Consider the following 23617-nt stretch of genomic DNA (forward strand, 5'->3'; position numbering starts at 1 on the left):
CGGCGGCGCGACGCGTTGACGCGTCGGGCGGCAGGCCCTCAGGTTCCCTCGTTGCCGCGCAGTTCCTCCACCGCGGTCCGGGCGGCGGCGCCGATGACGGCGTCGGCGCGCGGGAGCCTGCTGTCGGCGCGGGCCGCCTGGGTGAAGACCACGGCGGTGTAGGCACTGCCGTCGGCCAGCTCGACCACACCGGCCTCGTGGCGCATCGAACCGAACGTGCCGGTCTTCCCCGACACGGTGACGTCGTCGTAGGGGAACCCGGAGGCGAGCCGGTGCCCCCACGGCTGCCTGCCCATGATGTCGCGCATGAACGCGCAGCTGGCGGCGGAGGCGGCCCGGTCGGTCCAGATCGCCCGCAGCATCCGGGCCATGTCCGCGGGCGTGGCGGAAGCCTTCCGCAGCGGGTTGTAGACGTCCGCGGGCACCGTGGTGTCGTTGTCCGCGAGGTGTCTCATCGCGACACTCAGCGACGGCGCGCCGGTCTCCGTCACCAGCCGTTCGAAGGTGGTGGCGGCCCCGCCGTGGATGTGGGTGTCCGGCATGCCGAGGCTCCGGCACACCGCCTCGACCGCCGCGGTGCCGACCTGCCGCTGCACCACGTGGGCGGCGGTGTTGTCGGAGATGGTCATCATGAGGACGACGAGGTCGCGCAGCGACATGGTGACCTCGTCCTGGAGGATGGAGACACCGGTCGGTCCGGGAATCCGGTCCGCCGCGCCGAGGGTCACCCGCCGGCCCGGATCGATGGCCCCGCTGTCCGCCAGGCGGCAGAAGGTGACCATCAGGGGCACCTTGTAGACGGAGCCCACGGGCACCGGTTCGTCGGGGTCGATCGTCACGCAGGCGGCCGGGCGGCGCAGTTCGGCCACGTGCAGCCAGCCGCGGACACCGGCGTCCGCGAACATGTCGCGGATCCTGCGCCGGGCGTCCCGCTCCCACCGGGCCCCGCTCACGCCGCCGCCTGCCGGGACAGTTCCCGCACCAGCAGCCGCGCCGTCCGCTCGGTGCCCTCGTGGTCCGGCCGCCGGGAGTCCCACACCACCCGCAGCCGCAGGGGCAGCGGCGGGTCGAGGGCTGCCGCGCGCTCGACGCCGTCGGCGGTCAGCGCCCGGTCGGCGGTGACCATGACCGCCTGGCCCGCGGCCACCAGCGCCAGCCCGGCGAGCTCGTCGGAGACCGGCACGGTCTCCACCCGGCGGCCCCTGCTGGCCAGGGTGTCCACGAACAGGTCGTACGCCGCGGGGGCCTCCTCGCGCGGGCGGACCGCCACCGGCAGGCGCCCGGGACGGTGCCGGGGTCCGGCGGCGCGGTCCGCGGGCGAGAGGACCCAGGTCGGCAGCAGCACCACCGGGCCCGCGGCCAGGCCGTGCAGCACCGACGGGTGCCGGATCACCGCGATGTCGAGCCGGCCCGCCGCCGTCTCGGACAGCAGGGTGGCGGTCGGGGCCGTCAGCACACTGATGCGGTGGGCTTCCGGGGCGTGGCTGGTCGCGGCGGCGGTGGCCGCCGCGACACGGGCCGGTACCTCGTGGGCCAGCCCGATCCGAAGGCGGCGGCCGTCGGACCGCTCCCGGGCCCCGGCTTGGCGGAGCTCGGCGAGCGCGGCCAGCGCCCGGCGGGCGTGCGGCAGCAGCGAAGCCCCCTCCTCGGTGAGGGTGACGCCCCGGGCGCGGTCGAACAGGCGCACCCCCAGCAGCGCCTCCAGTCGGCGCAGCCCCTGCGACAGGGGCGGTTGCGTGATGCCCACGCGGTGGGCGGCGGCGCCGAAGTGTTCCTCCTCCGCGAGCGCGACGAAGATCTCCAGATGGCGTTCCGTCAGCAACCTGCCCCCTGACATGCACGGATAGGGAAAGTGAATCGCGCGGCGGTCGAGAGTGTATTCGACACTCCTCCGGAGCCGCGGTTTGACTGTGCCGCGTGCCACCGGAGCGGCCCGTGACGCGGCGCCGCGAGCCCGGTGTCGCCACGGCCGCCCCACGACGAGGAACGAGGAACGCCCATGCGCAGGACCACAGCCCGGCCCTCCCGCCGGACCGTACTGGCACTCGCGACCGGTACGGGCCTGGCCGCCCTGACGACCACGCGCGGCACGGCGTACGCCGCCACCCCCGCCACCACCCCCGCCGCCCCCGGCGACGCCCTCGCCGGCCGGCTCCGGGCGCTCGAAGCGGAGTACGCGGCCCGGCTGGGGGTGTTCGCGCTGGACACGGCCACCGGGAGGACGGTGTCGTACCGGGCGGACGAACGGTTCCCGATGTGCTCGGTGTTCAAGGGACTGGCCGCCGCGGCGGTCCTGCGGGACCTCGACCGCGAGGGCGAGTTCCTGGCCAGGCGCGTCCGTTACACCGCCGATTTCGCCCAAGCCGCGGGCTACGCCCCGGTCACCGGGCTGCCGGAGAACGTCGCGAACGGCATGACGGTCGCCCAGCTGTGCGCCGCCACCGTCTCCTTCAGCGACAACGCCGCGGGCAATCTCCTGCTCCGCGAACTGGGCGGCCCGAGGGCTGTCACCCGCTTCTGCCGTTCGATCGGGGACTCGACCACCCGGCTCGACCGCTGGGAGCCCGCGCTGAACTCCGCGGAACCCTGGCGGGACACGGACACCACCAGCCCGCGAGCGATCGGCCGGACGTACGGCCGCCTCGTCGTCGGCAAGGTCCTCACCCCCGGCGACCGGGAGAAGCTCACCGGGTGGCTGGTGGCGAACACCACCAACGGCGAACGCTTCCGGGCCGGCCTGCCCGCCGACTGGCTGCTGGCGGACAAGACGGGCGGCGGGGCGCAGTACGGGGTCGCCAACGACGTCGGTGTGGTCTGGCCCCCGGACCGCTCTCCCCTGGTGCTGTCCGTGCTGTCGACCAAGTACGACCCCGCCGGGCCTACGGACAACCCCCTGGTGGCCAGGACGGCCGCACTGGTGGCCGGGGCGCTGACCTGACGGTGCCCGCTGTAGGCGCGGCTCGCCGCACCGCCTAGCCCCGGGGCGGGACCCCGGTGTCGATCAGCGCGGCGGCGGTGAACAGTTCCACACCCACCGTGATCGCGTGCTCGTCCACGTCGAAGTCGCCCTGGTGCAGGTCGCGCACCGCGCGCTCGCCGGGCGGGCGGACGCCGAGGCGGGCCATGGCGCCGGGGACGTGCTCCAGGTACCAGGAGAAGTCCTCGCCGCCCAGGCTCTGCTCGGTGGACTCCACGGAGTCGGCCCCGCGCCGGGCGATCATCGCGGTCTGGAGGAGTTCGACGCTGGTCACCTCGTTGACGACCGGCGGGACGCCCCGTACGTAGGTGATCTCGGACTTGGCGCGGTGCAGGTTGGCGATCTCGTCGATGGCCGCGACCACCAGGTCGGGGGCCTGGTGCCAGGCGTCCAGGTCGAGGCAGCGCACGGTGCCGGACAGCTCGGCGTGCTGCGGGATGACGTTCGCGGCGTGGCCGGACTCGATCCGGCCCCAGGTCAGGGAGAGGCCGCCGCGGCTGTCGACCCGCCGGGCGAGCAGCGCGGGGGCGTCGACGGCGACCCGGGCGGCGGCGGTGACCAGGTCGGTGGTGAGGTGCGGCCGGGCGGTGTGGCCGCCGGGGCCGTCCAGGGCGATCTCCAGCCGGTCGCAGGCGGAGGTGATGGGGCCCTCGCGCAGCCCGATCCGGCCGGCGTCCACCCGGGGGTCGCAGTGCACGGCGAGGATGCGGTGCACGCCGTCCAGCGCGCCGGCCGCCACCACGTCCTCGGCGCCGCCGGGCAGCACCTCCTCGGCGGGCTGGAAGATGAGCCGGACCGGGCGGGGCAGCAGACCGCGCTCGTGCAGCGCGGCGAGCACCAGGCCGGTGCCCAGCACGACGGTGGTGTGCACGTCGTGGCCGCAGGCGTGGGCGCGGTCCGGCACGGTCGAGCGGTACGCGCAGCCGCTCTTGACGTCCGGGATGGGCAGGGCGTCGATGTCGGCGCGCAGGGCGAGCAGGCCGGAGCCCGCCGCGGCCGGGCGCCGCGGCTCCGGGCCGATGTCACAGATGAGGCCGGTGCCGGCCGGCAGGACCCGGGGTGCCAGCCCCGCGCGTTCGAGCCGCTCCTTGATCGCGGCGGTGGTGCGGAACTCCTGGTTGCCCAGCTCCGGGTGCATGTGCAGGTCGCGGCGGAAGGCGATCAGTTCCGCCCGCAGCGCCTCGGGCAGAGTGCCGGGAAGCACCGCTTCCCCAGGGGCGCCGGCTTCGGACTCCAGTGACATCAGTTGCTTCACCCTCTGAAGGGTAGGACGCCCGGGCGGCCAACTGACCCGTCATCAACAAAACTTCAGCCCGTTAGGGGAAGAAAATGTGGCCGCCGGACGCATACGCGTGGGCACGGGTGGGTAAACCTACTCGATTACCGACCGAGCGGGCCTGCCCACCCATTCCTCACGCCTACCACGCTGCACGCCTTCTACGCGTCGGGCGGCGGCCATGGACAGAGATCGGCCTTGGCGGAGATCGGGGGGCCGCGCTGTCCACAGGGAGAGAAGTCCCGCAGGGCCGGCGCCCAGGCGTAGGCGAGCAGGGCGCCGAAGCCGCCGGGCATGAAGATCTCGCCGTGCGCGCCGCAAATGGCTCGAACCAGACCGCGAGAGTTCCTCACCCCTCCATATACTTCATGCGTCAATTACCAGCCGTTGGCCTGACGCCCGGCCCCGTCCGCCCGAGGGGTCCGGCCGGCGCGCCGTGCCGGGACCGCCGTGCAGTGCCGGTCCCGGCGGAGTACCCGCCACCGCACCCGCGGCACCCCCTTGCGCCGTGCCGCCGACTCCGACGGGTCCCGCTCGCGCCGGTGCGGAGAAGTGCGGACCAGGCCCGACGCGGCAGGCCGACGGGCCCGTACGGAAAGGCAGCCGGCATGAGACTCAGCACCTTCGGCACCAGCATGGCAGGCGCGGCGGCGCTGGCCATGGCGCCGTCGGCCTCCGCGGTCGCGCCCACCACCGCCACCGTCCAGGTGAACTGCGGGGACTGGGGCTCCGGCCAGGCCAGGCTCGGCGTCCAGCAGAACGGCACGGCGGCGGCCATCACCTTCTCCACACCCGTGGTGTGGGCGACCCACTCCTTCCCGGCCAACTCGATGCAGACGACGCTGACGCTGTCCGACGCGCACGGCGCCGAGGTCACGTTCACCGGACAGTCCAACCCGGCCTGGACGTTGCTCGGGCAGGCCTACGACTCCGGCCCGCTGACGGGCACCGTCACCCCGGGCGAGGCGTTGGAGGTCAAATCCCTCACGAGCACGTACGGGACGTTCACCGTGCACTGCACGGCCACCTCGCCGCAGAACCCGGGGCCGTTCGTCTTCTGACGGCGGTGGCGCGGGCGGCCGGCGCCGGCAGATGCCGTTCAGCCCAGGTTCCGGCAAGGCTGAGGAAGTCCTGCAAATCCTGCTGGGCGCCCGCGACGAGCCTGCGCACCTGGTCTACCGGCAGCTCGGTCACCGGGCTGCCGTCCGTTTCGGTGGGCGGCGAGCGTCAGCCGGACGATGTCGCCGACGCGTTCGGCCATCGAGGAGCGGATCGCCCCGTGGCCCGCGCTCGATACCGCCCCGGTGTAGTGCCGAACTCCCTCTCGAAGGCGTGGGAGAGTGCGTACGGGCTGCCGTAGCCGACTCGGCCGGCGATGGTGGCCAGGGTTTCCTTGGTGTCGCGGAGCAGCGTGGCGGCAAGGATCACGCGCCACCAGGTGAGGTACGCCATCGGAGGGCGGCCGACCAGGGTGGTGAACCGACGCGCCAGGGTGGGACGGGAGACACCCGCCTCTGCGGCCAGGCGGTCATTGCTCCACCGCGCGGCCGGTCGCGCGTGCATCGCCCGCAGGGCGGCGGCCGTCACCGGGTCGCCCAGTGCGCCGGGCCAGGCTCCGCTGGTGGTCTCGGTCATCCATGAGCGAATCATGTAGACGAGAAGGAGGTCGAGCAGGTTCGGGAGCGCCACGCAGGAGCCGGGCCGCACCTCGTCCAGCTCACCGGCGAGCAGGTCGATCGCGGCGCGGAGTTCGAGGTGGCTGCCTACTCGGCTGGGAAGGTGGACGACCTCGGGCAGCTCTGCCATCAGCGGGTGCATGCGGCTGCAGTCGAGCCAGTACTTGCCGCAGAGCATCTCCGTCCCGGTCCCGTCGCGGTCGGGCCGGGCTCGCGGCCCCGTCTCCGCGAGCCATTGCTCGAACGGCACCGCCTTCCGCGCCGCGACCGCCGCGTCGACGGGAGAATCGGCGATCACATGGCCGGTGCCATGAGGCAGCAGCACCGCGTCGCCCACGCCGAGGGATACCGGTGTGCAGCCGTCGGCCAGTAGCCAGCAGTTGCCCTTCAGGACGATGTGGAAGCCCGCGCCGTAGTACGGGTCCAGCCGCGCGCACCAGCTCCCGCTCGCCCGCACCCGGTTGAACCACGGGTGCCCGAGGTGCACGGCAGAGATCGCGTCACTCACCACATCCATCCAGCCAGAATATCTTCCGCATAAAACGTGAGATGGATTCGTATTTTATTGAGTTGAATGCGCATTGAGAGGCTCGTTCGATCTTTCTTAAGGTCGAGCGCATGACGAACGAGAACGAGCGTGTGCAGCGCATGACGCTGGGGGCTGTCGAGGTCATCCGGGTCGTCGAGTGGCACGAACCATTCCTGCCCGCCTCCGGCATGTTCCCGGGAGCTGGTGCCGAGGTGTGGAAGGACAACGAGGACTGGCTGGCACCGGACCACTGGGAGCCGGACGGCGACTTGGCGGTGCTCGCTCTGCAGAGCTGGGTGCTGCGCAGCGGTGGGCGGACCGTGCTGGTCGACACCGGAGCGGGCAACGGTCGCGAACGACCGGGGATGGGGCCGTTCCACCGCTCCCGGAGTGATTTCCTCGGCCTCCTGGCGAGGGCCGGTGTTCGCCCGCAGGACGTAGATGTCGTCGTCAACACCCACCTCCACGTTGATCACGTCGGCTGGAACACCGTCGACGCGGACGGGCAGTGGGTACCGACGTTCCCCAACGCCCAATACCTCATTCCGGCCGCCGACGACTTCCATTACGGTCCGGACAACGCGTACGGGAACGGCGCGCGGGAGGCCGACCGCCTGATCTACGAAGACAGCATCACGCCCATCCACCAGAGCGGGCAGGCCGTGCTGTGGGACGGCATCCACCACATCGACGAACACCTCGCCCTGGAGTCCGCACCCGGGCACACTCCCGGCTCGTCCGTACTGCGACTCGCATCCGGGAGCGACCGGGCGGTCTTCGTCGGAGATCTGCTGCACAGCCCGGTACAGATCCTCGATCCCTGCTGCAACAGCAACGCCTGCCTGGCTCCGGAACAAGCGGTGGCCAGTCGCCGTCGGATTCTCGGGCGGGCGGCTGATGAACGGGAACTGCTCGTCCCCGCACACTTCGGTGGTGCCGGCGCCCTGGAAGTCCGACGCAACAGTGCTGGATTCGCCCTCGGCCCATGGGCAACAGCCGACCTGGACAAGGGGGCCGGCGGGGGCGCCTGACATGGCCGCCGGCTCTCCCTGGGCGGGCGTCGTGAGTCGTACGCCGGCCTAGTTCTTCTGGAGCGCGCGGGTGACGCCCGCGACGACGGACGTGGTCAGCACCCAGCCGAGGGCGATCAGCAGGTGGGCCAGCCACTGGCGGCCGTCGCCGTCCGGCCAGTACCAGGCGGTGCGCTGGCCGAGGCCGCCGATGGGGACCAGCAGGTCGAGGGTGTAGACGAGCGGCTGGAAGGGGACGCCTTCGCCCGCTTTGACCGGGACGGGGGTGCCGGTGCGGAAGGACAGGGTGCCCAGCGCGGTCAGCGCGAGCAGCCAGAGGCCGGCCAGCCAGGGCCGGTAGCCGTAGCCGACGGTCGCGTCCAGGAGGTGTCCCCACGCCCGGCCGGCCGGCCGCAGGGTGCGGCGCCGGTGGCGCTGTTTGGCCAGCAGTACCCGGCGGGCCTCGTCGTCGTGGCCGGCCTTGCGGTACCAGCTCGCCAACTGCTCGTAGGGCTGCGGGTGGTAGCCGGGGCCGCGCCGCAGCCAGGCGACGCGTTCGGCCACGGAGTTCCGGTCCCGGTCCGCCCTGATGGCGCCGTAGACGAAGCCGTCCAGTTCCACGGCCGCGGGCCAGCTGTGCTCGTTGTCGTGGAGGTACGCCACCTGCGCGCCGCGCAGGTCCACGGCGCCGGACGGGGGCCGGGCGAGGGTGAGGTCGAAGTCGACGGCCGTCAGCAACGGGGCCGACAGGGACGGCCCGGCGCCGTCGGCCGGCCCGTCCAGGACGGCTCCCGCGAAGGTCAGGTCGTCGGCGACCCTGGCGCCCCGCAGCCGTACGGTCCCGCGCGCGACGAACCCGCCGGAGCAGTCCAGCGTGGAGGTCACGGCGTTGTCCAGGGCGAGCACCACCCCGCGCGGGCCGGGGCGGTCCAGCAGCGCGCCCCGCAGGTGCAGTCCGCCGGGCAACTGGGCGCCCATGAGCCGGACCTCACCGTGCGCGACGAAGCCGTCCACGCAGTACAGGCCGCCCTCCGCGACCAGTCCGCCGGCCGACACCGCCCACTCCCCGGCCGCGGTGAGCTCGGCGCCCTTGAGGTTCACGGCGCCGCTCACATGGGCGTTGATGAGGGACAGGGCGGTGACCCGGCGGTGAAAAGGTGTGGCGGGACCCGTTCCGATGCGGGAGCGGCCCAGGTCGAGGCGGCCGTCGACCCGGATCAGGCCGGCCTCCACGCCGGGCACCGCGCTGCCGGTGATCGCGATCGACTGGGCCGACGCCCCGGACAGGTCCACGCTCTCCTCGAACCAGCACTCCGCCAGCCACAGGGCGTACGCGAGCTGCGCCCCGGCCAGGTCGAGCGGCCCGGATATCCGCGCCCCGGCCAGCCGCAGCGCCGGGACGGTCCCGGGCTGCCCGCTGTGCGCGCCCAGCAGCAGTGCCGCGAGCACGGCGGCCCGGACGGTGCGCTCCGGGCCCCATCGCGCGCCGTCGGCGACCGGGTCGTCCCCCGGCGGACCCGCGTGCAGATTCACGGTCCGTCCCGAGGGGAACGCGTGCCACACCTCGCGCTCGGGCGGCGTCAGTTCGTCGTATGAGAGCACGCGTGCAGCGTAATTCGGGAGCCCGGCGCCGCCTCCGGGGCGCGGCGGACGCGGCGCTGTGCGCGCCGGGCCACCGGCCACACCAACCTCTGTCACCACCATTGCCGACCGTGACGCACCTCGCTATGTTAACGAGAAATCACATGGCTCTCACCATCCGTACCTTCGCAGAAGTGGGTAAGTGAATGCCAAATCTCGACAGACGCAGCGTCCTGTCCCTCGGTGCCGCGCTCGGCCTGGTGGGCGCGGCGGGCCCCGCCGGCGCCTGGGCGTCGACGCGCTCGGGGACGAAAGCGGCCGCCGGCACCGGTCCGGAGTGGATCTGGGACGACGCGGCCGACCCCCTGATGGTCAAGATGCTCGACGGCGGCCACATACCGGCGATCAACACCGCGTGGGCGGCGTGGGAGAACAACAACGACCCGCTGCCCAGTGGCCTGCCGGCCGAGTTCACCGCGTACCTGAAGCAGGTCAACCGGCTGCCGTCCTGGGCCGACTCCGCCAAGCTGGCCCGCGCCGCCGACTTCAACCGGCGCCGGGACACGTACCTGTTCATGCTGTACGGGCTCGGCAGCGGCATCATGAGCACGGTGATCCCGCGCGAGGCCAAGAGCGTCTACTGGTCCGCGGGCGGCGCCAACATGCAGGACCGCGCGGCGAAGACGTTCACCTTCGGCTACGACCTGTCGCAGCTGGGCGCGTTCGAGCCGACCGGACAGTTCGTCGTCACCGCCAACAAGACCCGGGTGGTGCACGCGGCCGTACGTCATCTGCTGCCGCAGTCGCCGCACTGGCGGGCGGTCGCCGACGAGACGATCCCGATCAGCGCGGCCGACATCCTGGTCACCTTCCACAGCCTGGGCACCTACGTGCACCGCAAGCTGCTCGACTGGAAGATCCCCTATCCGGCCGCCGACCAGGCGGCGTTCCTGCACTCCTGGCAGGTCGCCGTCCACCTGCTCGGCGTACCGGACGAGCACATCCCCCAGACCTGGGCGGCCGCCGAGCAGCAGGCGGCGCGGGTGCTCACCCCGATCCTCACCCCGTCCACCGAGGGCATCGCGCTGGCCGAGGAACTGCTCGGGCTGACCGCGCAGATCGACCTCGGCGTCACCCGCGGCTTCCTCAACGAGTTCGTGCGCTACGTGCTGAGCGACCAGGTCGGCGACTGGCTGGGCCTGAAGCGGGACTACGCCTCGGCGGCGCTGGTCCGTACCGTGTGGCCGTCGTTCATCCTGTTCCGGGAGGGGCTGTCACCCGTCATGCCCGGCGCCTTCTACGTGTTCGACCAGTTCGTGCGGGCGCTGGCCATGCTGTTCCTCAACAAGGGCGCCTCCGCGACCACCACCGGCATCACCATCCCCACCGGCAACAGAGCGGCCGGCTGAACGCGCGCGTTCACAGGTTCACAGGCCGAGGGACCCCACGACCAGCGCGGTCACCGCGCCGCGGTGGTCGTGGCCGTCCCGCCACCCGAGCCGCCGCCCGGCCTCCACCCCCACCCCGAAGCCCGCGTGCACCAGCACCCGGGCCCCCCGCGGGTCCAGCTCCGGACGGGCCAGCCGCAACTGCTGCTCCCACACCGCGATGTGCTCGCGCTGGGCGAGCACCAGGGGCCGCCGCAGCTCCGGCGGCAGTCCGGCCACCTCACCGTCGGCGACGCTGTTCAGGGCTGTGTACTCGAAGCTGTAGGCCACGTACGCCGCCGCCAGCGCGCGCAGCGCGTCGTGCGGTGCGGCCACCCCGTGCAGACTCCGGTCCACGCCCTGGGCCAGCAGCCCGGCCGCCTGGAGGCAGGCCGCCGCCAGGATGTCGGCCTTGCCGGCGTAGTGCCGGTAGAGCGCGGACGGGGCCAGCCCGACCGCCCGCGCGAGCTGCTCGTTGGTGACGCTGGCGAACCCGTGCCGGGCGAACAGCGGGACGGCCGCCGCCAGGATCTCCGCGCGCCGGGTGCGCGGCACCGGCCGGTCGGGCAGTTCGACGGGGCGGCCGGGCGGCCGGTGCGCCGCCGGGTCGGTCGCGGCCACCCCCAGCGCGGACGCCGTCAGCAGTTCCTCGGCCCGGCGCGGGGCAATCGAGGTGGCGTGCATGGTGACGGACCCGATCGCGCCGAGCGCCGCCACCGCCCGCAGCCCCGCGTCGGGCAGCGGCAGCGGGTGCGCGCGCCGCACCGCGCCGTCGACCCGCCCGACGACCTGCCCGAACCTCGCCCGCAGCACCCGGCGGTCCGCCCGGTTGAGGTACCGGGCCTCCCACCGGTAGAGGCCGCCCGCGGCGCGGTGCGCGACGGTGACCCGGCTCACCGCGCCGAGCACTTCCGGCAGGTCCGCGCCGTCCGGCACCTCGTCCACGGCGGCGACCAGCCGGTCCGCCATGACACCGGCGCACTCGGCGAACAGCGCGTACTTGTTGGGGAAGTGCCGGTACAGGGCCGCCGCGGTGATGCCGACGGCGGCGGCGATCTTCTCCATGGACGCCGCGTGGTAGCCGTGCTCGCTGAAGACCCGGCCGGCCGCCTCGACGATGAGCCGCCTGCGGTTGCGGGGCCGAACGGCCGCGGTCGGTTCGGCGGTCACGACCGAACGGGCGGCTGCGGGGACGGGGCCATACGGATCAGTCAACCACACGTCATCCGTTGGCCCGGGGGTCATCGGGGGCGTCGTCGTCGACGGACAGCAGGTGCTCCGCGGCGCCTTCGAGGTGCCGGGCGGTCTCCGTCGAGCGGGGCAGCATCGTCTTCTCGTACCGCCGGACGGCCTCGGCCACGGTGTCCGACTCGGCGAGCGCCGCGGCGAGTTCGGCGGCGTCCAGCATGGCGAGGTTGACCCCGACGCCGAGCGGCGGCATGAGGTGGGCGGCGTCCCCGAGCAGGGTGACCGCGGGGTCCGACTCCCAGGTGTGCGGCACGGGCAGGGCGCGGATCGGGCGGTCGACATACGGGCCGTCGTTGTCGGTGATCAGCTTCAGCAGGCGGGGCGACCAGCGGGCGTAGCGCGCGAGGAGCAGGGCGCGGATGCCGGCGGTGTCCCCGGGCGTCAGACCGGCCGCCCGGATCCAGTCGGCCGGGACCCGCTGGATCAGGTAGACCCGGATGTGGCCGCCGCCGTTGCGCTGGGCGAACATGGCGCGGTCGCCGTCCCGGGCGTGGGCGCCGCCCCGGCCGACCAGTTCGGCGATCTCGGGGTGCCGGCGGTCCACGTCGTCGAACCACGCCTCCAGGAAGCTGACGCCGCTGTACTCGGGGACGGCGGCGGAGACGGCCGGACGCACCCGGGAGAAGGCCCCGTCGGCGCCGATCACCAGATCCGCCGCGACGGCGGACCCGTCGGTGAAGCGCAGCCGCCGGGGCCCGCCGGCCGGCCCCTCGACCGCGGCCAGGCCCTGCCCCCACCGGACGGTGCCGGGAGCCAGGGAGTCGAGCAGCAGCTCGCGCAGCTGTCCCCGGTCGATCTCCGGTTTGAACGTCTCGTCGGGTGCGGGGACGTGGTGGTCGGTGATCGCGCCGGTGAGGTCCAGTTGCCGCATCTCCTGCCCTTCCGGGCGGGCCAGGGCGAAGAACTCGTCCAGCAGTCCGGCGGCGCGCAGGGCGAGTTGGCCGTTGTCGGCGTGCAGGTCCAGGGAGCCGCCCTGGTCGCGGGAGCCGGGGCCGGGCTCCCGGTCGTGGACGGTCACCGGGATGCCGTGCCGCTGGAGGATGCGGGCGCAGGTCAGACCGCCGGGACCGGCGCCGATGACGCTGATCCGGGCATGGGCGGGATGAGGAGAGGTCATGGCAGGACCGTAGACCCAAAAGTGTAATCCGACAACTTTTCCACGGACTCAACAAAGCTACGGATGCCGCGAACGGCTACACTGATGTCATGCCCGAGCCCACACCCCCCGCCCCCGGCCGCCGCGAACGCAAGAAGGCGGCGACCCGGCAGGCCATCGCCGACGCCGCCCTCCGGCTCTTCCTGGAGCGCGGGTACGACCAGGTGAGCGTCCGGGACGTGGCCGAGGCGGCCGACGTCTCCGTCACCACCGTGTTCAAGCACTTCAGCGGCAAGGAGGCGCTGGTTTTCGACCGGGAGGCGAGCACGGACGCCGCCCTGGTCGCGGCCGTGCGCGAGCGCGCCCCGGGAAGCACCGTCCCCGACGCCCTGCGGCAGCATGTGCTGGACACCTGGCTGCCGGTCGCCGAACACCCGCAGCGGGCGGAGTTCAACCGGCTGGTGGACACCACCCCGGCACTGCGCGCGTACGCGGAACGCATGTGGGTCCGGCACACCGACACCCTGGCCGCGGCCATCGCCGACGAGTTCGGCGTGGAGCACGGCCATCTCGCCTGCACGGCACTGGCCCGGTTCGTCCTGGACGTCCCCGCCCTCGCCCAGGGCCGGCCGGATCACAAGGCGGCGGTCGAGGAGCTCTTCACCATCCTGACGGACGGCTGGCGACCGCCGCGGCCGGGCGCCTAGCCGCCCCGGTGCTGCCCCCGGTCAGTCGACCTCGTACTGGCCGGCCGTCCGGAACTCCCGCAGGGCCTCCGGGCTGCCGTCGTCGAGGACGGCCCGGATGGCGTCGACCATGGCGTCGCTGATGTCCGGGTCCAGGAGCATGCGGCTGATGTAGATCGCGTCGTCCGCGGCCTGGGCGAGCCGGTACCCGGTCCACCGGAAGTAGCTCAGGGCCTCGGCGGTACTGGCGTTCAACGCGTCGTTGCCCGCCTCCTGCACGTTCACGTCACCGTTCTTCGCGGCCCCGACCAGGATGGTGGCGGTGGCGAGGGCGTCGTCCTCGACCTGGGCCTGGGCGTACCCCGTATCCAGGAAGGCACGGACCGCTTCGGCGGAGAGGGTGTTGAGGGCCGCGTTCGCCGCCGCCACCACCCGCTTGTCGCCGTTCTGCGAGGCCACGTAGAGGATGTGGGCGACAGCGAGGGCGTCGTCCTGGAGCTGGCCGACGTCGCAGCCCGTCTTCAGGAAGGCGCGCAGGTCGTCGACCGTGCCGCTCAAGGCGGCGTTCGCACCGCGCCGGACGTAGGTGCCGGCGTTGTCGTCCGCGAGGACGGCCTGTATCGCGGCCCGCAGTTCGTCCTCGGTCATCGCGTCGACGAGGGCGTCGGAGGCGATGTCCGCGCAGGCCGTCGCGGGCACGGGGGTGACCGGCGTGGTGGCGGAGACGGTGGTGGTGGCCGACGCGGACGCGTCGGCGGCGAAGGCGGGTGCGGTGAGGAGGAGCGCGGGCGTCAGAGCGGTCGCGGCGACGAACAGTGCGGCGCGGTTCGGTCTCATGGGAGTGCCTCCGTACTCGGTGGATCCGTCGGCAAAGACGGAAGCAGGTGTCCCGTACGAAGATCAACGGCCGCCCGGAGGCGAACAGATGAACACTCACTGGTGCCGGACGGCTACCGCCTCACACCCCCGGCACCGCCAGCAGCCGCTCCACCCCCCGCGCCGTCCCCGTCACCCCGTCCAGGAAGCCCTGGGCGCGTGGGGACGCGCCCTGGGTGAGCCAGGCCGGGTCGATGTCGCAGACCGCGACCTTGACCTCGGTGCCGGCCAGGGCCAGCGGGAGGGTGTGGACGACGGTGGAGGGGAAGCTCAGGATGGTGCGGCCGACCGGGCCGCGGCGGGCGATCAGTTCCAGGGGGAGGTCGGGGCGGACCACCTCCAGGCCCGTTTCCACGGCCAGCCGGTGGAGTTTCTCGGTCGACTCGCGGCGGTGGGCGAAGTAGCGGGTGGCGCCGTGGGTCTTGGCCAGACGGCGGACCGCGTCCAGGTAGGCGTCCGCGTCCACGACACCGGTCTCGACGAGGGAGGTGCCGACCATGTCGGCGCCCTTGGTGATGCGCGGCGGGCCGAAGCGGGCGCGGGTCCAGGCGAAGGAGTGCGGGGTGACCGTCACACCGTCCGGGACCTCGGTGATCGGCATGGAGGAGAAGACCTCCACCTGACGGCCCCGGGACGGGGTCAGGCGGCGCCGGGCCGAGGCGGAGACCGGTGCGAAGAGCAGGTCGCGGGGGCCGAGCCGGCGGCCCTTGCGGTGCCAGCGGACCAGGCGTTCGCCGCGGGCGAGCTGCCCGACGAACTCCATCGTGGCCGTGCCGTCGTCGACGACGACCAGTTCGCGGGCCCGGGTGATGGTCAGCAGCAGCTGGACGTAGCGGGAGAAGGGGTCGCCCATGACGATCCGTTCGGCGCGGCGGAGCAGGCCCGCCAGGCCCCCGACCGTGCGGAAGGGGGCCGAGGCCCCGCCCCGCGCCTCTTCCCAGCGGACCTCGTGACCGTCCTCGCGGGCCAGCTCCGACATGCGGCGGAGCTGGCCCCGGGTCATGGGGTCCACGGGCGACAGGACGACGAGGGTGAGCCCCGTCCAGGGGGCGCGGGTGTGCGCCCACTCCAGCACGTTCAGGAGCTGTACCGGACTCTCGACGAAGGCGAGAGTGTGGGGGCCGGCATTCCCGGCGCGGGGGCTCATCGGCTGTACGACCGTCCCGTCTTGGGCGTGGGTTGGGGTGGCGGCGCGGGTCAGACGGTGACCGGCTCGCCGGCCGCGGCGGCGATCTCCGCCTCGGCGACCACGCCGGTGACGCGGCGCAGCTTCTTCATCGGGCCGAGCTCCGACTCGTAGACCTTCTTGACGCCGTCGCCGAGGGACGCCTCGATGGTGCGGATGTCGCGGACCAGGCGGACCAGGCCCTGCGGCTCCACGGAGGCGGCCTGGTCGGAGCCCCACATGGCGCGGTCCAGGGTGATGTGGCGCTCCACGAAGGTGGCGCCGAGGGCGACCGCGGCCAGCGTGGTCTGCAGGCCCGTCTCGTGGCCGGAGTAGCCGATCGGGACGTTCGGGTACTCCTGCTGGAGGGTGTTGATGACGCGCAGGTTCAGCTCCTCGGCGACGGAGGGATACGTCGACGTCGCGTGGCACATGAGGATGTTGTCCGAGCCGAGCACCTCGACCGCGTGGCGGATCTGCTTCGGGGTCGACATGCCGGTCGAGAGGATGATCGTGCGGCCGGTGGCGCGCAGGGCGCGCAGCAGCTCGTCGTCGGTCAGCGAGGCGGAGGCCACCTTGTGGGCGGGGACGTCGAACTTCTCCAGGAAGGCGACGGCCTCGGTGTCCCACGGGGAGGCGAACCAGTCGATGTTCTTGGTCCTGCAGTACTCGTCGATCTGGCGGTACTCGTCCTCGCCGAACTCCACCCGGTGCCGGTAGTCGATGTACGTCATCCGGCCCCAGGGGGTGTCCCGCTCGATGTCCCACTGGTCGCGCGGGGTGCAGATCTCCGGGGTGCGCTTCTGGAACTTGACGCCGTCGCAGCCGGCCTCGGCGGCCGCGTCGATCAGCTTGAAGGCGTTCTCCAGCTCGCCGTTGTGGTTGATGCCGATCTCGCCGCAGATGTAGACGGGGCGGCCCGGACCGGCCTCGCGGGTACCGAAGTTGCGGATACGGGAGTTGCTCATCAGAGGGGTTTCCTTACTTGGTGAGGGTGTCGAGAGAGGGGCCGAGCAGCCAGCCGGCGATCTCCCGGATCGCGCCGGAGCCGCCGTGCACGGTGGTGACCGCGCGGGCGGCGCCGCGTACGACGTCATGGGCGCCGGCGACCGCGACCGGCCAGCCGACGAGTTGGAAGCAGGGCAGGTCGTTGACGTCGTTGCCGACGTAGAGCACCCGCTCGGGGGCGATGCCCTGTTCCTCGCACCACTGCTTCAGGGCGGAGTCCTTGCGGTCGATGCCGTGCAGCACCGGGATCCGCAGCTTGCGGGCCCGGGCGGCGACGACGGGGTTGACCTCGGTGGACAGGATCAGCAGCGGCATTCCGGACTTGCGCAGGGCGCCGATGCCGAGGCCGTCGCCGCGGTGCACGGAGACGAACTCGCGTCCGTCGGAGTCGATCAGCACCCGGTCGTCGGTCTGGGTGCCGTCGAAGTCGAGGACCACCGCGTCGATGTCGGCGGCGGTGGGCAGCGCGCCGGGACGGGCGCCGTCGAAGAGCGGGGCCAGGGCGCGGGCCCGGGCCAGGTCGTGCGGGTCGTCGATCTCCAGCACCCGGGCCGGGTCGGTGCGCACCAGCTCGGTGCGGCCGAAGAAGCGGTGGCCGTGGGTGCGGAAGCCGGCCGCGTCCATCGCGTAGGCGGCGCCGGTCTCCAGGAAGTCCTGCGGGCGGTCCTGGCGGCGGGGGCGGTAGGACTTGTCGTGGTTGACGCCGTGACCGCCGGGCGCCTCGCCCGCGTCGGCGCCCTCGCGCCAGACGAAGCCGTGGAAGGGGGCGACCGTGACGGCGGTGTCCGCGCCGCCCTCCACCACCGCGCCGGCCACCCCGTCGATGTCCTCGCGGACGATGAACGGGCTGGTGCACTGCACCAGCAGCACCGCGTCGACGGCGGCACCGTGCGCCGCCTCGTGGGCGTCCAGGGCGTGCAGCACCGCGGCCTCCGAGGTGGCCGTGTCGCCGGCGATCGCGGCGGGCCGCAGTACCACCTCGGCGCCGGCCTGCCGGGCGGCGGCGGCGATGGCCTGGTCGTCGGTGGAGACGGCGACGTCGGTCACCAGCCGGGTGGCCAGGCACTCGCGCACCGCCCGGACCACCAGCGGGACGCCGCCCACCGGGGCCAGGTTCTTCGCGGGTACGCCCTTGGAGCCGCCGCGGGCGGGAATGACCGCGAGCACGCGGCGCACCGGTTGCGGATCGGACATGAGGTGTACCTCTCGGTCGGGGGTCGGGTCGGTCTCGGCGGGGCCGTGCGCCGGCCGGCGGCTCACAGCTCGCCCATCCGCCGGATCACCGGCGCCACCCGCTGCACGCCGTGCCGGTAGGCGCCGCGGGCCGCGCGGCGCACCACCTGCCGGACCGGTCCTGGCTCCTTGTCGGCGGCGGGCGCGCCGGGCAGCGGCCTGCCGTCCGGGGCGAGGTGGTGCCGGGCGAGGATGCCGGGCAGGTAGCCGGGGGCGGTGACGGGCGTGTAGTACGGGGTCAGCGGGGGCCGGCCGCCGGGGCGGGCCAGCAGCTTGGCGATGCGTTCGCGGGCGGCGTCGAAGGCGGTGTCGTAGGAGCCGTCGGCCGCCACGCCCTGCCGGGCCACCCAGTCCTCGTCGGCGACCGGCCGGTGGCCCTCGTCGAGCTGGTCCCAGGAGGCCAGGCAGCCGGAGCCGACGAAGTGATGGTTGCCGAGCGCCTCGCGCACCCCGAGGTCGGTGAGGACCACGGTGGGGATGCGGCGGTGCAGCGACTCCAGGGCGGCCGTCGAGCTGACGGTGACCAGCAGGTCGGTGCTGTCCAGGACCTCGCCCATGTTCCCGTAGCGCAGCGAGAAGTTGGCCGGCGGATCGGCCTTCTGGACCAGCTTCTGGTACGGCAGTTCCTCGATGTGGGTGGTGTGCTCGCCGGGCTTGGAGCGCAGCTTGAGCACGACCTGCCGCTCGGGGTGCTTGCGGGCGTGCCGGATGAGCCGGTTCAGCAGATAGGTACGGTCCTTGCGGCTGTCCGGCACCGAGGGCTGGGCGGCGAAGACCACCGTGTACGGGTCGTGCTCGCCGGCGTAGGGGGCGCCGCCGAGGAACGGCAGCGCGACCTCGGTGACCGAGTCGGCGTCGGCGCCGACCCCCTCGTAGACGGCCCGGAACCGGTCCGCGTCCTGCCGGGAGTTGGCGAGGACCAGGTCCGCGCCGTGCCGCAGCAGCAGGCCGTCGGCGAGCTTCTCGTAGACCACGCCGACGTATCCGGTGACCACCACCGGCCGGTCCGCGCGGTCGGACCAGACCCGGCCCAGGCCGTGCAGCATGGCCTGGACGCCGCCGCCGACCAGGGCGAGGACGACCAGGTCGTACTCCTTCTCGCCCATCGCGCGCAGGAACTCCACCGAGGTCACCTCGGTGAGGGCGTCCGCCGTGACGCCGACCTCGCCGAGCTGGCGGGGGGTCGGGGTGGCGCGGCCGCGCAGCAGGTAGCCGTCGAGGCGGATTTCCGTATCGTAGGTGGTCGTGGGGGCGATGCGGCTCGCGGTGAGCGCGCCCCATTTCCACCGGGTGTCGGAATCCGCGAGGACCGCGACCCGCAGGGCCTTCGTTGCACTTACTGGCACATCGAAGACGCTAGGAAGCGATTTCGAGGAACCGCCCAACCAGAACACAACAAACGGTTAACAGCAGACCGCCGAATGGCGAATCGGGTCGTCAGCGGCTCGGAAAAGTGTTCGCTTCACGGCTTCGCCACGCGGCGTTCACCCGGTATCAAGGTCCGGGTAAATCGACATGCCGGGCCGCCCCCTAATGTCCGGGGTGTGCCAAAGCTCTCCGTCATCGTGCCGTTCTACAACGTGCGCCAATACGTCCCCGATGCCCTGCGGAGTCTGCGCGCCAACGCACGCGACGACTTCGAGTTCATTCTCGTCGACGACCGCTCCACCGACGGGACCGCCGACCTCCTCGCGCGCGCGGCGCCCGGGCTGCCGGGGGCGGTGCTGGTCAGACACGAAGTGAACGGCGGTCTGGCGACCGCGCGCAACACCGGCATCGACGCCGCCCGCGGGGAGTACCTGACCTTCCTGGACGGCGACGACTGGCTGGCCCCCGGCTACTACCAGCGGCTGGTCGCCGTCATCGACTCGCTGGGCTGCGACTTCGTGCGCACCGACCACGTGCAGTGCACGGCCCGGGCCCGCACCGTGCACCGGGTGCCGCACGGCCGCCGCAACACGGTGCTGCGCCCGCGCGACGCGATCCTGCCCGCCCACCGCACCACCTCCGTCGACTACGCCTACGCGTGGGCCGGGATCTACCACCGCCGGCTGGTCGACCGCGGCCTGCTGCACTTCACCGACGGACTGCGCACCGCCGAGGACCGGCCCTGGATCTGGAAGCTGCACCGGGAGGCGGAGTCCTTCGCGGTGACCAGCGCGCTCGGCGTCTTCTACCGGCGCGGGGTCGCCTCCTCGCTCACCCAGATCGGTGACGCCCGGCAGCTCGACTTCATCCGGGCCTTCGACCAGGTGATCGAGGAGACCGCCGGGGACGCCGACGCGGCGGCCCTGCTGCCGAAGGCCGTGCGCACGTACTGCGCGATCATTTCCCATCATCTCGGCTCCATCGAGAGGTTCGAGGCACCCGTGGCCCGCAAACTGAAGGAGATGAGCGCCGCCGCGCTGCGCGGGATGCCGCAGCCGGTGCTCGACGACGCGCTGGCGTCGATGGACGCCGAGCGGGCCGGCAAGCTGCGCCGGCTGCGCCGCCGTACCGCCGCGGCGGCCCCGGAGGTGGCGGCGTGACCACGCAGATCTTCATGGCGTCCACGCTGTACGGCACCGCCACGCTGGCCGCCGCCCTGGACGCGGGCTGCTTCAAGCCGGCCGACCGGCGCATCCTGCTGGTCTCCAACAACGCGATGACGCCCGAGACCACGCCGGCCCTGGACGAGATGCCCGGCTTCGAGCGGCTGCGGCCCCGGTTCGACGAGGTGGTCTCCTGGAACGAGGCGATCTTCCCGTTCCACCCGGGCGCCTGGGCGCCCCGCCCGGACGACATCCCGATGTGGGAGCGGTATCTGCGGCTGGCCTGGAACCTGGGCGACGACGACGTCTCGCTCGCCGTCGAGTCGATCCAGGTCAACCCGGCGCTCGGGGTGGCGCAGATCCTCACCGACGCGCCGCTCACCGTCTACGCGGACGGCCTGATGAGCTACGGCCCGACCCGCAACAAGCTCGACCCGCTGGTCGGCACCCGGGTGGCCCGGCTGCTCCACCTGGACCTGGTGCCGGGGCTGCGCCCGCTGCTGCTCACCGAGTTCGGCGTCCCGCCCGAGGTGGTGCCGACCGGCGCGTTCACCAAGGTGCTGGCCGAACTGGTCGACACCGGCGCCGACCTGCCCCGGGTCGAGGAGCCCGCGCTGCTGCTCGGCCAGTACCTCTCGGCGCTGAAGATCCTCACCGCCGAGCAGGAGGAGGAGCTGCACGTACGGATGCTGAAGGGCGCCGTCGAACTCGGGCACACCCGGATCGTGTTCAAGCCGCACCCCACCGCGCCGGCCCGCTTCACCCACACCCTGGAGGAGACCGCCGAGCGGCTCGGCGTGGACCTCACCGTGCTGGACACGCCGGTCCTGGCCGAGGTGCTGTACCAGCGGATGCGCCCGGCCCTGGTGGTCGGCTGCTTCTCCACCGCGCTGCTGACCGCGTCCGCGCTGTACGGCCTGCCGGTCGCCCGGATCGGCACGGACACCCTGCTGGACCGGCTGACGCCGTTCGAGAACAGCAACCGGATGCCGGTCACGATCGTCGACGCGGTACTGCCGGACCTCGCCGACCCGGCGGCGGTCACCGGGCGCCGGCCCGGCATGGACACCGACGCCCTGGCGGCGCTGGTGCGGGCGGTCGGCTACACGATGCAGCCGCGGATACTGCCCGAACTGCGCCCGGAGACGGAGAAGTACCTGTCGACCCGGCTGGACGAGGGCACCTGGCGCTACTTCAAGCGCAAGCGCCTCACCTCGCTCGGCCTGCCCGGCGGGGTGCCGGAGAAACTGGCGTTCCTGCCGCGCAACGCGACGGCCCGGCGGATCGTACGGCGGGCGCGTTCCCTGAAGAGGTCCATGAAGCGCTGAGGGAAACCCGGACCGAATCCGGGACCACCGGGACCAATGGATAAACCACGGGTGAACCTCTAGCTAAGAAAAAGGAAACAACGGCAACAGCTGATGTTATCTGAGGATTAAATGGCTAGGCGGTGTGCATAGCTCTAGAATCTCGGCCACCGCTTACCGAATCCGTGAGGCACTCATGACGAAGCTCGGCCGGCTCTACTCGATGTTCGATACCGTCAACCTGCCCGACAGCCTGCCCTACACCCAGTGCAGCACCTGGGAACTGCAGTTCCTGTACCTCGTGGGGCGCCACACCCTGTCGGGCAACGGCGACATCGTCGAACTGGGTTCGGGCGGTGGCGGATCGACGTACGCGCTGGCGATGGGCCTGAAGGAGAACCCGCTGTTCGACGAGAAGACCGGGCGGCTGCACGCCTACGACTTCTTCCGCGTCGGCAAGGGCACTTTCGCCACCGAGAAGTTCTTCGACGGCGGCCACAAGCGGGAGGACGACAACTCCTTCCTGAACGACTTCCGCGGCCGCCTGGAGCCGTTCCTGCCGTTCCTCGAGATACACGCGGGCGATCTCTGGCAGACCTCCGACCCCGACGACACCACCCCGGTCGAGTTCCTGCACATCGACATCGCCAAGACGGCCAGGGTCTTCCGCTGTGTCGCGGAGCGCTTCCTGACCCGGATGGGCCCCGGCACGGTCGTCCTGCACCAGGACTTCGCCGGCCCGCGCCTGCCGTGGCTGCACTGGAGCACCGGCGCGCTGCTCCCCTACATCGAGATCGCGGGCCCGCCGATCCGCTCCACCCTGGCCTTCGAGGTGACCCGGCCGATCCCCGGGGACGTGCTCAAATCCATCTCCGAGGACACGTACTCGGTCGACGAGAAGCTCGCCCTCATCTCCGCCGTCCAGGACCGCGTCGACCGCGACCACACCGACGGCATCCCCTTCAAGTCCGTCCTGGAACTGGCCAAGGCGTACGTGGCCCACTACGACGGGCAGCACAAGCGCGCCTGGTCCATCGCCAAGCCGCTGCTCACGGACGAGTACCTGAGCAGGACGCGGTCGGACCACTTCGAGCAGCTGCGCAAGGCGTACGAGACCGAGCGGTCGACGTCCCGGGTGTCGCCGGTGACGCGGCTCAAGCGGATGGTCGGCAGAGGGTGACATCAGGTCTCGACACGGGCACGGGGGGTGTGCGGACGGAGTCCGGCTCGCCCGGCCCCCACGGCGCGACCGGGAGCCCCCGAGGGCTCCCGGTCCGCTGCCCGGCACCGCTGCGGGCCCTGCTGCGCCGCCACCGCGGGCCGCTGTTCGCGCTGGCCGTCGTGGCCCTCCTCGTCCAGATGGCGGTGGCGATGGTCACGACGGCGGTGCAGCAGACGCCGACCATCGACGAGCCGGTGTACGTCGGCACGGCCACGGTCTACCTGAAGGAACACAGCCTCCGGTACAACCCGGAACACCCGCCGCTGGGCAAACTCGTCATCGCGGCCGGCGTGCTCGTCGCCGACCCGCATCTCGCGGCCGGCTTCCGCGGTGACCAGAGCAGGCTCGGCCGCCACCTGCTGTTCGAGACCGGCAACGACCCGGGACACCTGATGCTGTGGGCCCGGCTGCCGGTGATCGCGCTGACGCTGCTCTTCGGGCTGGTCGTCTGCGCGTTCGCCCGCGACCTCACCGGCCGGGCGGGTGCCCTGGCGGCGCTCGCCCTGTACGCCTTCTCGCCCGACCTCATCGCCCACGGGTCGCTGGCCACCCTCGACGTGCCCGCGGCGGGCTTCGTCCTGACGTCGGCCTGGCTGACCTGGCGGGCACGCCGCCGGCCGGCCAGGTACCTGCCGCTCGCCGGGCTCGCGCTCGGCGCGGCCCTCGCCACCAAGATGAACACCCTGGCCGCGGTCCCCGTCGTACTGCTCCTCGCCGTGCTGTCCGTCGCGGCCGCCCGGCGCGCCACCGGCCGCGCCACGCACCGCAC

Annotated in this window: 21 protein-coding genes; 9 read left to right on the forward strand and 12 right to left on the reverse strand. The window is 72.7% G+C overall.

Going from position 1 to position 23617, the window contains the following annotated elements; genetic code table 11:
• Positions 1-38: 38 nt before the first annotated feature.
• Both AB0G32_RS31930 and AB0G32_RS31935 read right to left on the reverse strand, forming a co-directional pair.
• On the reverse strand, positions 39-953 hold the full coding sequence (locus AB0G32_RS31930) for a serine hydrolase (RefSeq protein WP_361171244.1): 915 nt from the start codon (positions 951-953) through the stop codon (positions 39-41).
• Positions 950-1837: a LysR family transcriptional regulator gene (locus tag AB0G32_RS31935; RefSeq protein ID WP_361171247.1), complete on the reverse strand. Its 888-nt coding sequence runs from the start codon at positions 1835-1837 to the stop codon at positions 950-952. The genes AB0G32_RS31930 and AB0G32_RS31935 overlap by 4 nt, the downstream gene beginning before the upstream one ends.
• Positions 1838-1999: 162 nt before the next feature.
• Between AB0G32_RS31935 and bla the strand changes: the two genes are divergently transcribed.
• Positions 2000-2938 (forward strand): class A beta-lactamase, encoded by a 939-nt coding sequence (gene bla / locus AB0G32_RS31940; RefSeq protein ID WP_361171250.1) that lies wholly within the window; start codon positions 2000-2002, stop codon positions 2936-2938.
• Positions 2939-2972: 34 nt separating this feature from the next.
• Here the strand turns inward: bla and AB0G32_RS31945 are convergent, their stop codons facing one another.
• Complete coding sequence (locus AB0G32_RS31945) at positions 2973-4220, reverse strand: M20 family metallopeptidase (RefSeq protein ID WP_361171302.1); 1248 nt, start codon at positions 4218-4220, stop codon at positions 2973-2975.
• A gap of 641 nt (positions 4221-4861) precedes the next feature.
• On the opposite strand from AB0G32_RS31945, the gene AB0G32_RS31950 reads away from it, so the two are divergent.
• Positions 4862-5314 carry a hypothetical protein gene (locus AB0G32_RS31950; protein ID WP_361171253.1) on the forward strand — a complete coding sequence of 151 codons (453 nt, stop codon included), beginning with the start codon at positions 4862-4864 and terminating at the stop codon, positions 5312-5314.
• 166 nt (positions 5315-5480) lie between these two features.
• Here the strand turns inward: AB0G32_RS31950 and AB0G32_RS31955 are convergent, their stop codons facing one another.
• Entirely contained in the window at positions 5481-6446 is a 966-nt protein-coding gene (locus tag AB0G32_RS31955) for an AraC family transcriptional regulator (RefSeq protein WP_361171256.1), read from the reverse strand.
• A 101-nt stretch (positions 6447-6547) separates the two neighbouring features.
• Here AB0G32_RS31955 and AB0G32_RS31960 point away from each other — a divergent pair, with 101 nt between their 5' ends.
• Complete coding sequence (locus AB0G32_RS31960; protein ID WP_361171259.1) at positions 6548-7489, forward strand: MBL fold metallo-hydrolase; 942 nt, start codon at positions 6548-6550, stop codon at positions 7487-7489.
• Between the two features lie 48 nt (positions 7490-7537).
• On the opposite strand, the gene AB0G32_RS31965 is transcribed toward AB0G32_RS31960, so the two are convergent.
• Entirely contained in the window at positions 7538-9070 is a 1533-nt protein-coding gene (locus AB0G32_RS31965; RefSeq protein WP_361171260.1) for an oxidoreductase, read from the reverse strand.
• 185 nt (positions 9071-9255) lie between these two features.
• Between AB0G32_RS31965 and AB0G32_RS31970 the strand changes: the two genes are divergently transcribed.
• A complete protein-coding gene (locus AB0G32_RS31970; RefSeq protein WP_361171263.1) occupies positions 9256-10458 on the forward strand; it encodes an oxygenase MpaB family protein in 1203 nt (400 codons plus the stop codon).
• Between the two features lie 18 nt (positions 10459-10476).
• On the opposite strand, the gene AB0G32_RS31975 is transcribed toward AB0G32_RS31970, so the two are convergent.
• Together AB0G32_RS31975 and AB0G32_RS31980 are read right to left on the reverse strand one after the other, a co-directional pair.
• Complete coding sequence (locus tag AB0G32_RS31975; protein WP_361171266.1) at positions 10477-11646, reverse strand: TetR/AcrR family transcriptional regulator; 1170 nt, start codon at positions 11644-11646, stop codon at positions 10477-10479.
• Positions 11647-11698: 52 nt separating this feature from the next.
• Entirely contained in the window at positions 11699-12841 is a 1143-nt protein-coding gene (locus tag AB0G32_RS31980) for an NAD(P)/FAD-dependent oxidoreductase (protein WP_361171269.1), read from the reverse strand.
• 89 nt (positions 12842-12930) lie between these two features.
• Here AB0G32_RS31980 and AB0G32_RS31985 point away from each other — a divergent pair, with 89 nt between their 5' ends.
• Positions 12931-13527, forward strand: coding sequence for a helix-turn-helix domain-containing protein (locus AB0G32_RS31985; RefSeq protein WP_361171272.1), 597 nt, complete (start codon positions 12931-12933; stop codon positions 13525-13527).
• Positions 13528-13548: 21 nt separating this feature from the next.
• Here the strand turns inward: AB0G32_RS31985 and AB0G32_RS31990 are convergent, their stop codons facing one another.
• The 5 genes from AB0G32_RS31990 to AB0G32_RS32010 all read right to left on the reverse strand — a co-directional run bounded on the left by AB0G32_RS31990 (position 13549) and on the right by AB0G32_RS32010 (position 19134).
• A complete protein-coding gene (locus tag AB0G32_RS31990; RefSeq protein ID WP_361171274.1) occupies positions 13549-14343 on the reverse strand; it encodes an ALF repeat-containing protein in 795 nt (264 codons plus the stop codon).
• A gap of 121 nt (positions 14344-14464) precedes the next feature.
• Positions 14465-15529, reverse strand: a complete 1065-nt coding sequence (locus tag AB0G32_RS31995; RefSeq protein ID WP_361171277.1) for a hypothetical protein — start codon at positions 15527-15529, stop codon at positions 14465-14467.
• 50 nt (positions 15530-15579) lie between these two features.
• Positions 15580-16518: an N-acetylneuraminate synthase family protein gene (locus AB0G32_RS32000; protein ID WP_361171305.1), complete on the reverse strand. Its 939-nt coding sequence runs from the start codon at positions 16516-16518 to the stop codon at positions 15580-15582.
• A 10-nt stretch (positions 16519-16528) separates the two neighbouring features.
• On the reverse strand, positions 16529-17749 hold the full coding sequence (locus tag AB0G32_RS32005; protein ID WP_361171280.1) for an N-acylneuraminate cytidylyltransferase: 1221 nt from the start codon (positions 17747-17749) through the stop codon (positions 16529-16531).
• 62 nt (positions 17750-17811) lie between these two features.
• Positions 17812-19134: a DUF6716 putative glycosyltransferase gene (locus AB0G32_RS32010; RefSeq protein ID WP_361171283.1), complete on the reverse strand. Its 1323-nt coding sequence runs from the start codon at positions 19132-19134 to the stop codon at positions 17812-17814.
• A gap of 198 nt (positions 19135-19332) precedes the next feature.
• Between AB0G32_RS32010 and AB0G32_RS32015 the strand changes: the two genes are divergently transcribed.
• The 4 genes from AB0G32_RS32015 to AB0G32_RS32030 form a co-directional block, all read left to right on the forward strand.
• On the forward strand, positions 19333-20316 hold the full coding sequence (locus tag AB0G32_RS32015) for a glycosyltransferase family 2 protein (protein WP_361171287.1): 984 nt from the start codon (positions 19333-19335) through the stop codon (positions 20314-20316).
• Positions 20313-21647 carry a polysialyltransferase family glycosyltransferase gene (locus AB0G32_RS32020; protein WP_361171290.1) on the forward strand — a complete coding sequence of 445 codons (1335 nt, stop codon included), beginning with the start codon at positions 20313-20315 and terminating at the stop codon, positions 21645-21647. Before AB0G32_RS32015 ends, AB0G32_RS32020 begins: the two co-directional genes overlap by 4 nt.
• Positions 21648-21822: 175 nt before the next feature.
• On the forward strand, positions 21823-22806 hold the full coding sequence (locus AB0G32_RS32025) for a class I SAM-dependent methyltransferase (RefSeq protein ID WP_361171293.1): 984 nt from the start codon (positions 21823-21825) through the stop codon (positions 22804-22806).
• Positions 22807-22916: 110 nt separating this feature from the next.
• Positions 22917-23617, forward strand: a 701-nt coding sequence (locus AB0G32_RS32030) for a phospholipid carrier-dependent glycosyltransferase (RefSeq protein ID WP_361171308.1), incomplete at its 3' end; no start/stop codon positions are given.

This window comes from Streptomyces sp. NPDC023723 (assembly GCF_040639815.1).
GTDB lineage: Bacteria > Actinomycetota > Actinomycetes > Streptomycetales > Streptomycetaceae > Streptomyces.